Origin of the sequence: Curtobacterium sp. MCPF17_021 (assembly GCF_003234605.2) — a bacterium.
In the GTDB taxonomy this organism is placed as follows: Bacteria; Actinomycetota; Actinomycetes; order Actinomycetales; family Microbacteriaceae; genus Curtobacterium; species Curtobacterium flaccumfaciens.
Window position 1 is genome coordinate 3,296,833 of sequence record NZ_CP126252.1, and the last position, 12,544, is coordinate 3,309,376.

Consider the following 12,544-nt stretch of genomic DNA (forward strand, 5'->3'; position numbering starts at 1 on the left):
TCACCCCGAACCACGCAGACGCGTGGTTCGGGGTGACTTTCGTCGTACGTGGCGTCACATCGCGAGCAGGCCCGCTGCACGCAGGTCGTCCCAGAGCGCCTCGGGCACGACGGCGGCGGCCCGGGTGACGTTCGAGCGCACCTGGTCGGCGGACTGCACCCCGAGGGCGATCGCCGCGACCGCCGGGGCCCGACGCGGGAACGCCAGCGCGGCTTCGGGCAGCGTGACCCCGTGGCGCTCGCAGACGTCGGCGATGGAATTCGCCCGCGCGAGCAGCTGCGCGGAGGCCTCGGCGTAGTCGTAGGTCGCACCCGCCGAAGGGCGCTCCTGCCCGAGCAGCCCCGAGTTGTAGACCCCGACCGCCACGACCGCGACGCCCAGCGACGCGCACCGGTCGACGAGCGCCGACGCCGGTTGCTCGAGCAGGGTGTACCGCCCGGCGAGCATGACGACGTCGCAGAGCCCGGTGTCGACGGCCGCCGACAGCGCCTCGACGGAGTTCGACCCGACGCCGATCGCGCGTACCAGGCCCTCGTCACGGAGCTCGGCGAGCGTCGGCAGCGCCTGGGTCAGACCGTCAGTGAGTGAGTACACGTCCGGGTCGTGCAGGTAGGCGACGTCGACGTGGTCGAGCCCGAGGCGGCCGAGCGACTCGTCGAGCGAGCGCCGCACGCCCGACGGCGACGGGTCCCACTGCCGCACGGTGTCGTCCGGCACCGCGAAGCCCCCGGACGCCAGGTCGTCGCCGTCACCGCGCCCGGGCACGAGCACCCGCCCGACCTTCGTCGACACGAGGAACTCCGTCCGGGGGCGTCCGGCGAGCGCCGCACCGAGCCGCCGTTCGGACAGGCCCAGGCCGTAGTGCGGGGCGGTGTCGAACCCGCGGACGCCGGCGTCCCACGCGGCGTCAACCGTGGCGCGGGCGTCGTCGTCGGACACCGGACGGAGCAGGTTGCCGATGCCGGCCCCGCCGAACCAGAACGGACCGCGGTCGAGGTCCAGGTCGAGGTCGAGGGCCGTCACGGGTCCACCCGGTCCGCGTGGTGCACCTGGTCCGCCAGCGACCAGACCCGCGGGACCCCGTCGTCGTCGCCCGAGTAGTCGTCGTCCGCCTCGAGCAGCGGGTTGATCGTCTCCTGCCACTCGGCGTTGACCGGGTCGTCGGCGAGCGCCCGGCGCATCGCCCGGTGGTCCTCGACCTCGATCAGGTGGACCAGGTCGAGCCCGTCCCGCCAGATCGTCCAGTCGTGCACGCCGGCCTCGCGCAGTCGCGCCGCAAGCGCGGGCGGGACCGAGGCGTGCACGGTGTCGTACGCCGCCTCGTTCCCGGCCCGCAGTCGCGTCCGCGTCAGGATCCGCTGCATCAGTCGCGCAGGAACAGCTCGACGACGGGCACGGCGACGTCGGGCCGCACGATCGGCAGCGTCAGGGTGAGCGTGCCGGCGGGCTGACCGCCGAGCCCGGTGTTCTGCGCCCGGGTGCCCGGCGGGATCTCGCGGAAGTGGATCTCCGATGCGTCGTTGAGCAGCTGCGCGTACGCCACCCGGCCGGCGAGGTCGGGCAGGTGCACGTGCTCGAAGGGCCAGGCGAACAGGTGCAGGTACAGGCGGTTGCCGTTCTGCGTGTAGACGGTGTTCCGCGGGGCGACGAACCGCGACGGCCCCGCCCCGTACACCGAGCGAGCGTGCTGGTGCATCCACGTCCCGATGCCGTCGAGTGTCTGCCGCGAGACCCCGTCGAACTCGCCGCGACCGGTCGGGCCGATGTTGAGCAGCATGTTCCCGTTGTTCGAGACGCCGTCGACGAGCATGCGGACGAGCAGGTCGACCGGCTTCAGGTTCAGGTTGTCGCGGTCGTAGCCCCACGAGCCGTTCAGCGTCTGGCAGGCCTCCCACGGCACCGGGACGCCGTCGACCTCCATCGGCTTGTCGGGCTGGTACTGCTCGGGGGTGACCAGGTCACCGGGGATGTCGAGCCGGTCGTTCACGATGATGCCGGGCTGCAGCCGCTTCGTCAGCGCCATGAGCTCCTCGGACCCCCACTCGTCCCGGCCCTTGCCGCCCCAGATGTCCTCGTGGTCGTTGTCCCGGTACGAGAAGTCGTAGAACAGGTAGTCGATCTGCCCGTAGTCGGTGAGCAGCTCCTCGACCTGACCGTGGAGGTACTCGCGGTAGCGCGACATGTCGCGGCCCTCGTTGAACGCCTCGATCTCCTCCGGTGAGTCGTCGCGCCGGGGGTGCACGCCGTCGACGGTGAAGTCCGGGTGGTGCCAGTCGATGAGCGAGTGGTAGAAGCCGACCCGCAGCCCCTCGGCACGGACGGCGTCGACGAACTCGCGCACGATGTCGCGGCCGAACGGGGTGTTCGTGGACTTGTAGTCGGTCAGGGCGGTGTCCCACAGGCAGAAGCCCTCGTGGTGCTTCGTGGTGAGGACGACGTACTTCATCCCCGCCTGCCGTGCCCGACGTGCCCAGTCCGCGGCGTCGAACAGGTCCGGGTCGAAGTGGTCGGAGTACTTCTGGTAGTCCTCGTCGGTGATCCGTTCGCGGTTCTTCACCCACTCGTGCCGTGCCGGCAGGGCGTACAGCCCCCAGTGGATGAACATGCCGAACCGGTCGTGGGAGAACCACGCGGGGAACCCCGCGGAGTCGGTCGCGGTCTGCGGCTCGGCAGGTGCGGTGATGGTCATGAGGCCAGTGTTCCTTTCAGTGGAGGGCGAGGGGGGACGGTCGGCGATGTCACCGGCCGCCGAGACCGCTGGTGACGATCCCCTTGACGAGGTGCTTCTGGAGCAGGATCAGCAGGACCACCGTGGGCAGCATCGAGATCACCGACGCCGCCATCACGAGGTTCCACTCGGAGCCCTGCTGCCCGAAGAACTGCTGCAGGCCGAGCGGGATGGTGCCACGGGCCTCGACGTCGTTGACGATGACGAGCGGCCAGAGGAACGAGTTCCAGTACGCGATGAACGAGAACACGGCGAGGACCGCCATCGTCGGTCGGGCCAGCGGGAGCATCACCGAGAAGAACGTCCGGATTGCTCCGGCTCCGTCCACCCGGGCGGCGTCGTCGAGCTCCTGCGGCACGGTGAGGAAGAACTGCCGCACCAGGAACGCGCCGAGTGCCGTGAACGCCCACGGGATGATGAGTGCCTGGAACGTGTCGACCCACCCGAAGCCCTGCATCATCACGTACATCGGGATGACGAGGACGTCCTGCGGGATCATCAGCGTCGCCAGGAACAGGACGAACACCGTGTTCCGGCCGCGCCACCGCAGTCGCGAGAACGCGTAGCCGGACAGCACCGCGACGGCGACGTTGATCGCCGTGCCGGCCGCGGCGACGAAGACACCGTTCAGGATGAACCGGGCGAACGGCAGGTACGTGAACGCCTGTGCGTAGTTGCCCCACTCGATGGACGAGCCCCAGAGCGTCGGCGGGGTCGTGAACACGTCGGCCGACGGCTTCAGACTCGTCGCCACCATGTAGATGAGCGGCGAGACGAACAGCAGGGCCACCAGGCAGAGCAGCACGTAGCCCACCGCGTGGCGCACCCGGCCGGTCTGCCGGTGCGTGCGGGGCAGCGCCCGCGGGTTGATCGTCCGGTTGGACGAGGTCAGCTCACTCATAGTGCACCCACCGCTTCTGTCCGAGGAACTGGATGGCCGTGATGCCGAGGATGATGACGAACAGCACCCACGCCCCGGCCGATGCGAGTCCGAGCTGCTGGGTCTGGAACCCCGTGTTGTAGATGTACTGCACCAGGGTCTCGGTGGCGGTGCCGGGTCCGCCCTTCGTCAGGACGAACGGCTGCACGAACACCTGGAACGAGGTGATCAGGGTCATCATCGTCGCGAAGAAGATCGACGGCGAGATGAGCGGGAACTTGATCCGCCAGAACATCTGCCAGGCGTTCGCCCCGTCGAGCTGCGCAGCCTCGATCTGGTTCTCCGGCACCGAGTCGAGCGCCGCCGAGAAGATCAGCATGTTGTAGCCGAACCCCTGCCAGACGCTCATCGCGACGACGGCGAGCATGGCCCAGTTGTCGTCGGCCAGGAAGTTCGGGGCGTTCACGCCGACGGTCGACTGCAGCGTCGCGTCGATGGCACCGCCCGGCTGGTACAGCATCCGCCAGACGACGACGTTCGCGACGATCGGCGTGATGGTCGGGATGAAGAACAGCACGCGGAAGACGTGCCGGTGGCGGATCTTCGGCGTGAGCCAGGCCGCGAGTCCGAGGGACACGACCAGGTTGAGCGGCACGTAGAGCACGACGAACAGCACGGTGTTCAGCGTCACGGTGCGGAAGATCGGGTCGGAGAACAGCTGCGCGTAGTTCGACAGGCCGGCCCACGAGCGTTCGCCGAGCATCGGCCAGTTCATGAAGCTCACGACGAGCGACGCGAGGATCGGGAACGCCGTGAACACGACGAGGCCGATCGAGTGCGGAGCGGCGAAGGCGGCGCCCCACCAGGAGCGGCGGCCGAGCTCGGCGTCGGCGCCGCTGTCCTTCCGGCGCGGAGCTGCGCCGGTCGCGACCGCGACCGCGGGGGCGGGCAGCGCCGCCTCGGCGGGTGGGTCCTGGATGGTGGTCATGCGACGACCTCCTCGTCGTTCGCGCGGTCCTGGTCAGGGGATGGGACAGGCCGGGAGGCGCGGGGCGGGGTCCACCCGCGCCTTCCGTCCGTCAGGGGGTGACGCCCGTCACTGCGAGCCGAGCTGGCTCGCGATGGACGACATCGTCTCCTTGCCGGAGGTCTGTCCGTTCACCGCCTGCAGGGCGTACTGCGCGAAGAGCTGGTTGAGCTGGTCGCTCTGCTTGTTGCCGGGCAACGGGGTGGCGTTCTCGAGCCCGGTCTTCAGGGCGTCCTCGACCCCGTCGATGCCGGCGTTGTCGTACCAGGCCTGCTGCGCCGCGGTGCGTGCCGGGAAGGCGCGACCCTGCTCGGCGAGCGAGGTGAGCGTGGCCTCGTTCGTCATCGTGGTGATGGCCTTGAACGCCTGCTCGGGGTACTTGCACTGCTTCGAGATGCCGAAGCCCGACCCGGCGGCGAACGAGCTGGGGCCGTCCGTTCCCGAGGGGATCGTCGTGATGCCGAGGTCGAACTTGACCTTGGCCTTCTGGCTGATGATCGACCAGGGGCCGTCGCTGTACATCGCCACGTCACCGGACACGAACGCGTTGTCGTCGGTGGAACCGTCGGTGCTCGCCTGCGTGGCGTAGCCGTCCTTCACCAGACCGCCGATCCAGTCGAGCCCCTCGGCGAACTCCGCGTTCGAGGCGTCGAGCGTGCCGTCCTCGTCGATGACCCGACCGCCGTTGTAGCCGAGGACCATCGACTCGAGGGGGATGTCCTCGACGCTCGTGCCCCAGATCGGCGTGCCCGCGGCCTTGAGCTCCTTCGCAGCGTCCTCGAACTCGTCGACCGTCCAGCCCGGCTTCGGCTCGTCGACGCCCGCCTTCTCGAAGATGTCCTTGTTGTAGAACATGACCATGGGGCCGGTGTCGTACGGCAGCCCGTAGAGCTTGCCGTCGACCTTCATGCCGTCGAGCCCGGTCTGGTCGTACTCACCCAGGTCGAGGTCGGCCTGCTTCGCCATGTCGTCGATCGGCACGAGCACGTCCGTGTAGTTCGCGGCGCGGAGCGACTGGATGCTCACGATGCAGGGTGCGGTGCCGGTGGACAGCTGGGTGCGGAGCTTGGTCCAGTAGTCGTTGAAGGGTGAGCCCTGGATCGAGACGTCCACGTCGTCGTCGGTCTTGACCGTGTCGGCGACCTTCTGCCACGCGGCCTTGTCCTCCTTCCCGGCGATCCACATGGCCCAGGTGAGGGAGTCCTTCGACTGGCCGTCGCTGGCGTTGCTGCCAGCGGAACAGCCGGTGAGCACGAGCACGGCAGCTGCTGCTGCCGCCAGCCCGGCGGTGCGTCGTCGTTGCATCGGTGTCTCCACTTCGTCGTGGTGATGGGGTGTGCGGTGGGGTTTCAGGCGACCCGGACGGCGTCCGGGACACGATCGGGATCGGACTCGGCCCAGACCGGGCCGTCCGGGAACGCGTGGGTGGTCAGGGTGTCGGCGAGCATCTCGGTGCCGGCGCCGGGCGTGGTCGGCGGCCAGTAGCGGCCGTCGTGGACGTCGACCGGTGTCACGAAGTGCTCGTGCAGGTGGTCGACGAACTCGATGCACCGGGTGTCGAGGTCACCGGTCAGGGCGACCGCGTCGAACATCGACAGGTGCTGCACCGCCTCGCACAGGCCGACGCCGCCGGCGTGTGGGCACACACGGACGCCGTGCTTGGCGGCGAGGAGCAGGATCGCCAGGTTCTCGTTCACCCCGGCGACCCGGGTGGCGTCGATCTGCAGCACCGACATCGACCCGGCCTGGATCAGCTGCTTCGCGATCACCCGGTTCGCCATGTGCTCCCCCGTCGCGACCGGGATCGGGGCGATGCGCCGGGCGATCTCGGCGTGGGCGAGGATGTCGTCCGGGCTCGTCGGCTCCTCGACCCACGCGACGTCGAAGGGGCGGAGCCGGTCGATCCACGCCACGGCCTCGTCGACGTCCCAGCGCTGGTTCGCGTCGATCGCGATCCGGACGTCCGGGCCGACGGTGGCGCGGGCGATGCCCATCCGTCGGACGTCCTCGTCGACGTCGCCGCCGACCTTCAGCTTGATCTGGGTGAACCCGTCGTCCACGGCTTCCCGGCACAGCCGCGCGAGCTTCTCGTCGTCGTAGCCGAGCCAGCCCGGGGTCGTCGTGTAGGCACGGTAGCCCTCACGCTCCAGGCGCGCTCGACGTTCGGCACGCATCGGTTCGGCGGCGCGGAACAGTTCGAGCGCCTCGGCCGGGGTGATCGCGTCGGTCAGGTACCGGAAGTCCACCAGGTCGACGAGCTCCTCGGGTCGCAGGTCGGCGAGCAGGGCCCACAGCGGCTGCCCCGCACGCTTCGCCCGCAGGTCCCACAGGGCGTTCACGACGGCGCCGATCGCCATGTGCATGACGCCCTTCTCCGGCCCGAGCCACCGCAGCTGCGAGTCGTGCACCATCGCGCGCCAGGTACCGCCCATGTCGGCCAGGACCGCCTCGGCATCGGCGCCGACGACGTGCCCACGGAGGGCTGCGATCGCCGACTCCTGCACCTCGTTGCCGCGGCCGATGGTGAAGACGAAGCCGGTGCCGACCAGGCCGTCGAGCGCGTCGGTGGTGAGCTCGACGTAGGCAGCGGAGTAGTCGGGTGCGGGGTTCATGGCGTCGGACCCGTCGTGCTCCCGCGAGGTCGGGAACCGGATGTCGTGCACGTGCAGACCGGTGATGCGGCTCATCTGTGTCTCCTGCCGTCCGGTCTCCGTCGACCGAACGGTGCAATCAAAACATCCGATGTCTTGTGCGTCAAGAGCCTTGTTCTTGCCGTTATGGCGAAAGTGGTCGCCCAACCGTCCGATGACTGCGGACCGACGGTGTGGACACGACAACGGCCTGGAGGCGCGGTGCGGGTCGGACCCGCACCGCGCCTCCAGGCCGTGGCCGCCCCGCGCCGGGGGCGACGCGATGGTCACGCTGGTCAGGCGGTGGCGAGCCGCCCCATCTCGCCGACGACCGCGCGCAGCCGCGCAGCCAGTTCGTCGCGGGAGCCGTCCGCCGATCGGTGGGCGGACTCGATCACGGCGGCCATCACGAGGGTGGTCGCGGTCCGCGCGGTGTCCTCGTCGACGCGCTCGGCCGCGACCGCCAGCACGGTCTGCCGCGCGTGCGCCATCCACTGCATCATCGCCGGGACCATCTCGGGGCGGGCTCGGACGAGCTCCTTCATGCGCCGGCGGTCCTGCGGCAGGGTGACCGTGTGCGCGACGAGGTCGCAGAGGTCCGACACGAGCGGACCCGTGGCACCGAGGAACGCTGCGCACGCCGTGTCCGGGACCGTCGTCGCCGGCAATCCGAGGGCTGCTTCGGCCTTCGACGGGAAGTAGTTGAAGAACGTCCGCGGGGAGACCCCGGCGTCCGCGCAGATCTGCTCGACCGTCACCCCGGCGAGCCCGTGGTCGGTGACCAGGGCGAGTGCCGACCGGTGGATGGCGGACCGGGTCTGCTGCTTCTTGCGCTCCCGCAGGCCGCAGTCGCTCGCGACGAGGTCCTCGGTGCTGGTGGTCTGGTGCACGTGCTGCGCTCCGTCCTGTTCTCGGGTCCGTGCGACGCCGGGCCTCCGCGTCGTGTGACGGGGAGGCCCGGCGTGGTTCAGACCTGCGACCGACCGCCCTGGACGGGGATCGAACCGGTGACCGGGGCGGTGGGCGAGCCCATCGTGTCCGCGGCCCGCACGGCCTGCGCCTCGAGGTCGTCGGCGGTGCCGGCGTCGTCCGCCTGTTCCTGCAGGGCCGAGCTCTTGCGGAGCGGCGGCGCCTTGAAGAAGAAGCTCAGGACGAACGCGAGCAGGATCACCGCGAAGCCGACCCAGTAGACGGTCACGGCCGAGGCGTTGAACCCGGACATGAACGGCCGGGTCAGGGCCGAGTCCGCACCGTTGAGGTACGACGTGTCGCTCGTCTCGGCGTTCGAGTCGCTCGAGTCGTTCGCGCCCTTGTCGATCTGCTTCGACAGCTCCGGTGCGAGCTGGTCCACCCAGTAGGTGCGCTGCCCCGAGTCCGACCAGTCGACGACGAGCCGGCCGTCCTGCACGCTCGCGTGCGCCTTGTCGGCGGCGGCGGTGAGCGCCTGCTGCTGCACGGCGTCGGGAGCCCCGGCGGTGGCCTGGGTCACCTGGTCGGTGGCGGTGTCGAGGCCGGACTGCACCTGCTGCTGGAGCGGGGTGACGATCGGGTTCCAGATCTGGTCCATGACGCCCTGGTTCGCCTTCGCGCTGGCGATCTTCGGGTCGAGCGCCGCGCTGAGGGCGGGCTTCAGGTTCGACTCGTCCGCTGTGGCGTGCAGGATGTTCGTCGGCATGAGCGAGAACAGGACGGACAGCAGGACGGCGGTACCGAGCGTGCCACCGATCTGGCGGAAGAACGTGGCGGACGACGTCGCCACACCCATGTCGCGCGGCTGCACCGCGTTCTGGGAGGCCAGGGTGATGCTCTGCATGAGCTGGCCGAGCCCGAGACCGATGAGGAACATGCCGATCATCAGGAACCACAGCGGCTTGTCGATCGTCATGAAGGTCAGGACGACGTAGCCGAGCGACACCAGGGCCGTGCCGATGACCGGGAAGATCCGGTACCGGCCGGTGCGGGCCACGATCTGCCCCGAAGCGATCGAGGCGATCATCAGGCCACCGATCATCGGCAGCGTCGCGAACCCGGACTCGGTCGGCGTCAGGCCGGTCACGATCTGCAGGTACAGCGGAATGGTGAGCATCGCGCCGAACATCGCGAAGCCGACCAGGAAGCCCAGGATGGTCGCCATCGAGAAGGTGCTCGAGCGGAAGAGCTTGAGCGGGATGATCGCGTCGTCCTGCATGCGGGTCTCGATCACCAGGAAGGCGACGAGGCCGAGCGCACCGATGACGTAGCAGGCGATCGCGCTGGCCGAACCCCAGCCCCACGTGCGGCCCTGCTCCGCGACGAGGAGCAGCGGCGCGAGCGTGACGATGACCGAGGTCGCGCCCCACCAGTCGATGCGCGGCTTGGCCTTGGCCTCGCCGAACTTCGGCAGGTGCAGGAACGCGATCACCATGAGGAGCGCGGCGACGCCGATCGGCACGTTGATCAGGAACACCCAGCGCCAGCCGGTGATGCCGACGATCGAGCTCGCGCCGGCGAACAGGCCACCGATCAGCGGGCCGATCACGGACGAGATGCCGAAGACCGCCAGGAAGTAGCCCTGGTACTTCGCGCGCTCGCGGGGCGCGAGGATGTCGCCCATGATCGCGAGCGGGAGCGACATCAGCGCACCGGCACCGATGCCCTGGAACGCGCGGAAGGCGGCGAGCATGGTCATCGACGTCGACAGGGTCGAGAGCAGCGACCCGAGGATGAAGACCGCGATGCCGAAGATGTAGAGCGGGCGACGGCCGAAGATGTCGGAGAGCTTGCCGTAGATGGGCGTGGTGATGGTCGACGCGATCAGGTAGGCCGTCGTGACCCAGGCCTGCTGGTCGAGGCCGTGCAGGTCGTCGCCGATCGTGCGGATCGCGGTGCCGACGATGGTCTGGTCGAGGGACGACAGGAACATGCCCGCCATCAGGCCGTAGATGACGAGCAGGATCTGGCGGTGCGACATGATCGGCTTGCCCGGCGTGCTCGCCGGGGAGTCCTGTCGTCCGCGCGACACCTCAACGGGTGCGGTGGCAGTGGACATGCGGAGTTCCTCACAGGGGATGTGGCGTGGTGGTCGTCGGCCTGGTCGGGACCCCGAACGGGTGTCAACCTTGCAGGCTCTGCAACTTTACACCGCAAGCACCTTTGCTGCCAACGCAAAGTTGCCGAGCGTGCACGTTCGTGTACGGGTTCTCAGGGTGGCCCGGGGGACGCGTCTGTCCAGGGAGCGCAGCACACCGGAGCGTACGGTCCACCGCATGACTGATGAGCACCGCAGCCCGCGTCCCGAAGACGACGCCGCGCGCCTCGGTCTCGTCGTCGTCGGAGAAGCAGCAGCCCTGCAGTCCGGCGACGAGGCGGCACTGGACGCGAGCGAGCAGAACATCCGCGACACGATCGATGAACTGGTCGACGAGCCCCTGACCCCGCGGCAGGAGGAGGTCGTCGAGCGACTCGCCGCGGCCGGCGGCACCCTGACCGCCGGACTCAGCGGTGCCCTCGCTGCCCAGAGCGGTCGCAGCGTCGACGACGTGCTCGAGGGTGCGGCCCGCAGTGTCGTGTGGCAGCAGCGGCTCGCGGGCGAGCGTGAGGACGCCGGTGCTCAGCAGCGCGACCCGCAGAACGAGAACGGGCACGACGAGGGCTGATCCCCCGTCGCGCCCGCTGCAGGCACCCGCTCGGTTACTCGGCCGGTTCGACCTGCGGCACCGACTGCTCGCGCACGACGGCACGGGCAGCGGCCTGACCCGTCGTGGTGCTCTTCACGATGTCGCTCAGGGTGAACCCGGCGGTGGCACCGAGCAGCGCATCGACCTCGCTGAACTGGCTGACGACGCTCTTCGACAGTGCACCGGCGCCGTCGGAGGACACCACGGTGAGCGTGTCGATGTTGCTCATCGGAGCAGCGAGCTCGCGGGCGATGCTCGGCAGTGTCTCGATGGCCTTGACCCGCAGGACGGCCTCGGAGTGCTGGGCGAGCGCGTCGGCCTGCGCCTTGGTCGCATCGGCCTCGGCCTGGCCCTTCGCACGGATCGCGTCGGCGGCGGCTTCACCCTCGGCGCGTGAGGCGTCGGCGGCGAGCTTGCGGGCATCCGCCTCGGCCTTCGCCTCGGCCGCGACGGCCTCGGCGGAGATCCGGCGGGCCTCGGCCTGGGCGCGGGCGGTCTCGACCTGGGCCCCAGCAGCGGCTTCGGCCTCGACGCGGGTCTTGCGCGCCTGGGCCTCGGCGACCGCAGAGACCTCGGACTCGAGCTCGGCACGGCGCAGCTCGGCACGCTTCTGCGCGGTGATCTGCTCCTGCTCGACGACGCCCTGGGACGCACGCGCCTGGGCGAGCGGGCCGGCGGCAGCGGCTTCGGCGGACGCACGGTCAGCGTCGAGCTGCAGCGCGGCACGGCGGATGGCCAGGGTGTTCTCGGCCTCGGCGATCGCCTGGTCGGCGGTGGCGCGGGCTTCTCGCGCTTCGCGGTCGGCCTGGGCCTCGGCGTTCTCGGCCTCGAGTCGCACGCGTGCACGCTCGGCACGACCGAGGTCGCTGATGTACTCGTTGCGGTCCGAGATGCCCTTGATCTCGAACGAGTCGACGTCGAGACCCTGGCTGTGCAGGGCGTCCTGCGCGACGGTGAGGACCGCGACGGTGAGCTGGTCGCGGTTCCGGATGATCGTCGAGACGTCGGTCGCGCCGATCGAGGCACGGAGCGAGCCGGACAGGACCTCGCGCGCGAAGTCGTCGATCTTCTTCTCCTGGCCGAGGAACCGCTGCGCTGCCGCCCGGATGGACGCGTCGGCCTCGCCCACCTTGACGAGCGCCACGGCCTCGACGTCGATGGTGACGCCGCGGGAGTCCTGCGCGTTGACGTTGATGTCGATCGCACGCGAGCTGAGCGACAGCTTCGCGACCTTCTCGAAGAAGGGGCGGACGAGCACGCCGGCGCCGAGCACGACCTTGATGCCGGACTCGACGGTCTCGGTGCCGTCGGCGTTCTTGACCTTGCGGGAGCGCTTGCCGGTGATGATGAGCGCTTCGTCGGCACCGGCGTTGCGGTACACGACCTTGGCGTAGATCAGCGCGATCACGGCGAGGACGATGATCCCCACGATGATCAGCGGGACGGCTCCGAGCGCGAACAGGACTTCCATGACTCCCCCTCCGGACCAGGCGCCAGCCTGGATTCCGCATCTGTTGTTCCGTTGGCTCCCATCCTAGGAGCGCGCGCGGACAGCCGGAGCGCTCAGGGAAGGGTTGGGGACAACAGGCGGGAGGCGCGGTGCAGGATCACCTGCACCGCGCC

General features: G+C 69.7%; 11 protein-coding genes. 1 reads left to right on the top strand and 10 read right to left on the bottom strand.

Going from position 1 to position 12,544, the window contains the following annotated elements; translation table 11 throughout:
* Positions 1–54: 54 nt before the first annotated feature.
* The 9 genes from DEJ29_RS15510 to DEJ29_RS15550 form a co-directional block, all read right to left on the bottom strand.
* Entirely contained in the window at positions 55–1,023 is a 969-nt protein-coding gene (locus DEJ29_RS15510; RefSeq protein WP_111095318.1) for an aldo/keto reductase, read from the bottom strand.
* The gene (locus tag DEJ29_RS15515) at positions 1,020–1,364 is read right to left on the bottom strand and encodes an L-rhamnose mutarotase (RefSeq protein ID WP_111095317.1); all 345 of its coding nucleotides are present in this window, start codon (positions 1,362–1,364) and stop codon (positions 1,020–1,022) included. The genes DEJ29_RS15510 and DEJ29_RS15515 overlap by 4 nt, the downstream gene beginning before the upstream one ends.
* Entirely contained in the window at positions 1,364–2,689 is a 1,326-nt protein-coding gene (locus DEJ29_RS15520) for an alpha-L-fucosidase (protein ID WP_111095316.1), read from the bottom strand. Before DEJ29_RS15520 ends, DEJ29_RS15515 begins: the two co-directional genes overlap by 1 nt.
* Before the next feature lie 49 nt (positions 2,690–2,738).
* Positions 2,739–3,629 (bottom strand): carbohydrate ABC transporter permease, encoded by an 891-nt coding sequence (locus DEJ29_RS15525; RefSeq protein WP_111092779.1) that lies wholly within the window; start codon positions 3,627–3,629, stop codon positions 2,739–2,741.
* A complete protein-coding gene (locus DEJ29_RS15530) occupies positions 3,622–4,596 on the bottom strand; it encodes a carbohydrate ABC transporter permease (protein ID WP_111032368.1) in 975 nt (324 codons plus the stop codon). The genes DEJ29_RS15525 and DEJ29_RS15530 overlap by 8 nt, the downstream gene beginning before the upstream one ends.
* Before the next feature lie 108 nt (positions 4,597–4,704).
* Positions 4,705–5,940, bottom strand: coding sequence for an ABC transporter substrate-binding protein (locus tag DEJ29_RS15535; RefSeq protein WP_244993259.1), 1,236 nt, complete (start codon positions 5,938–5,940; stop codon positions 4,705–4,707).
* 44 nt (positions 5,941–5,984) lie between these two features.
* Entirely contained in the window at positions 5,985–7,322 is a 1,338-nt protein-coding gene (locus tag DEJ29_RS15540; RefSeq protein ID WP_111095315.1) for an enolase C-terminal domain-like protein, read from the bottom strand.
* A 239-nt stretch (positions 7,323–7,561) separates the two neighbouring features.
* The gene (locus DEJ29_RS15545; RefSeq protein ID WP_111095314.1) at positions 7,562–8,155 is read right to left on the bottom strand and encodes a TetR/AcrR family transcriptional regulator; all 594 of its coding nucleotides are present in this window, start codon (positions 8,153–8,155) and stop codon (positions 7,562–7,564) included.
* Positions 8,156–8,232: 77 nt separating this feature from the next.
* The gene (locus DEJ29_RS15550; RefSeq protein ID WP_111095313.1) at positions 8,233–10,293 is read right to left on the bottom strand and encodes an MDR family MFS transporter; all 2,061 of its coding nucleotides are present in this window, start codon (positions 10,291–10,293) and stop codon (positions 8,233–8,235) included.
* 217 nt (positions 10,294–10,510) lie between these two features.
* On the opposite strand from DEJ29_RS15550, the gene DEJ29_RS15555 reads away from it, so the two are divergent.
* Positions 10,511–10,900 (top strand): hypothetical protein, encoded by a 390-nt coding sequence (locus DEJ29_RS15555; protein ID WP_111095312.1) that lies wholly within the window; start codon positions 10,511–10,513, stop codon positions 10,898–10,900.
* Between the two features lie 34 nt (positions 10,901–10,934).
* On the opposite strand, the gene DEJ29_RS15560 is transcribed toward DEJ29_RS15555, so the two are convergent.
* Positions 10,935–12,392: an SPFH domain-containing protein gene (locus DEJ29_RS15560; RefSeq protein WP_111030687.1), complete on the bottom strand. Its 1,458-nt coding sequence runs from the start codon at positions 12,390–12,392 to the stop codon at positions 10,935–10,937.
* Positions 12,393–12,544: the final 152 nt, after the last annotated feature.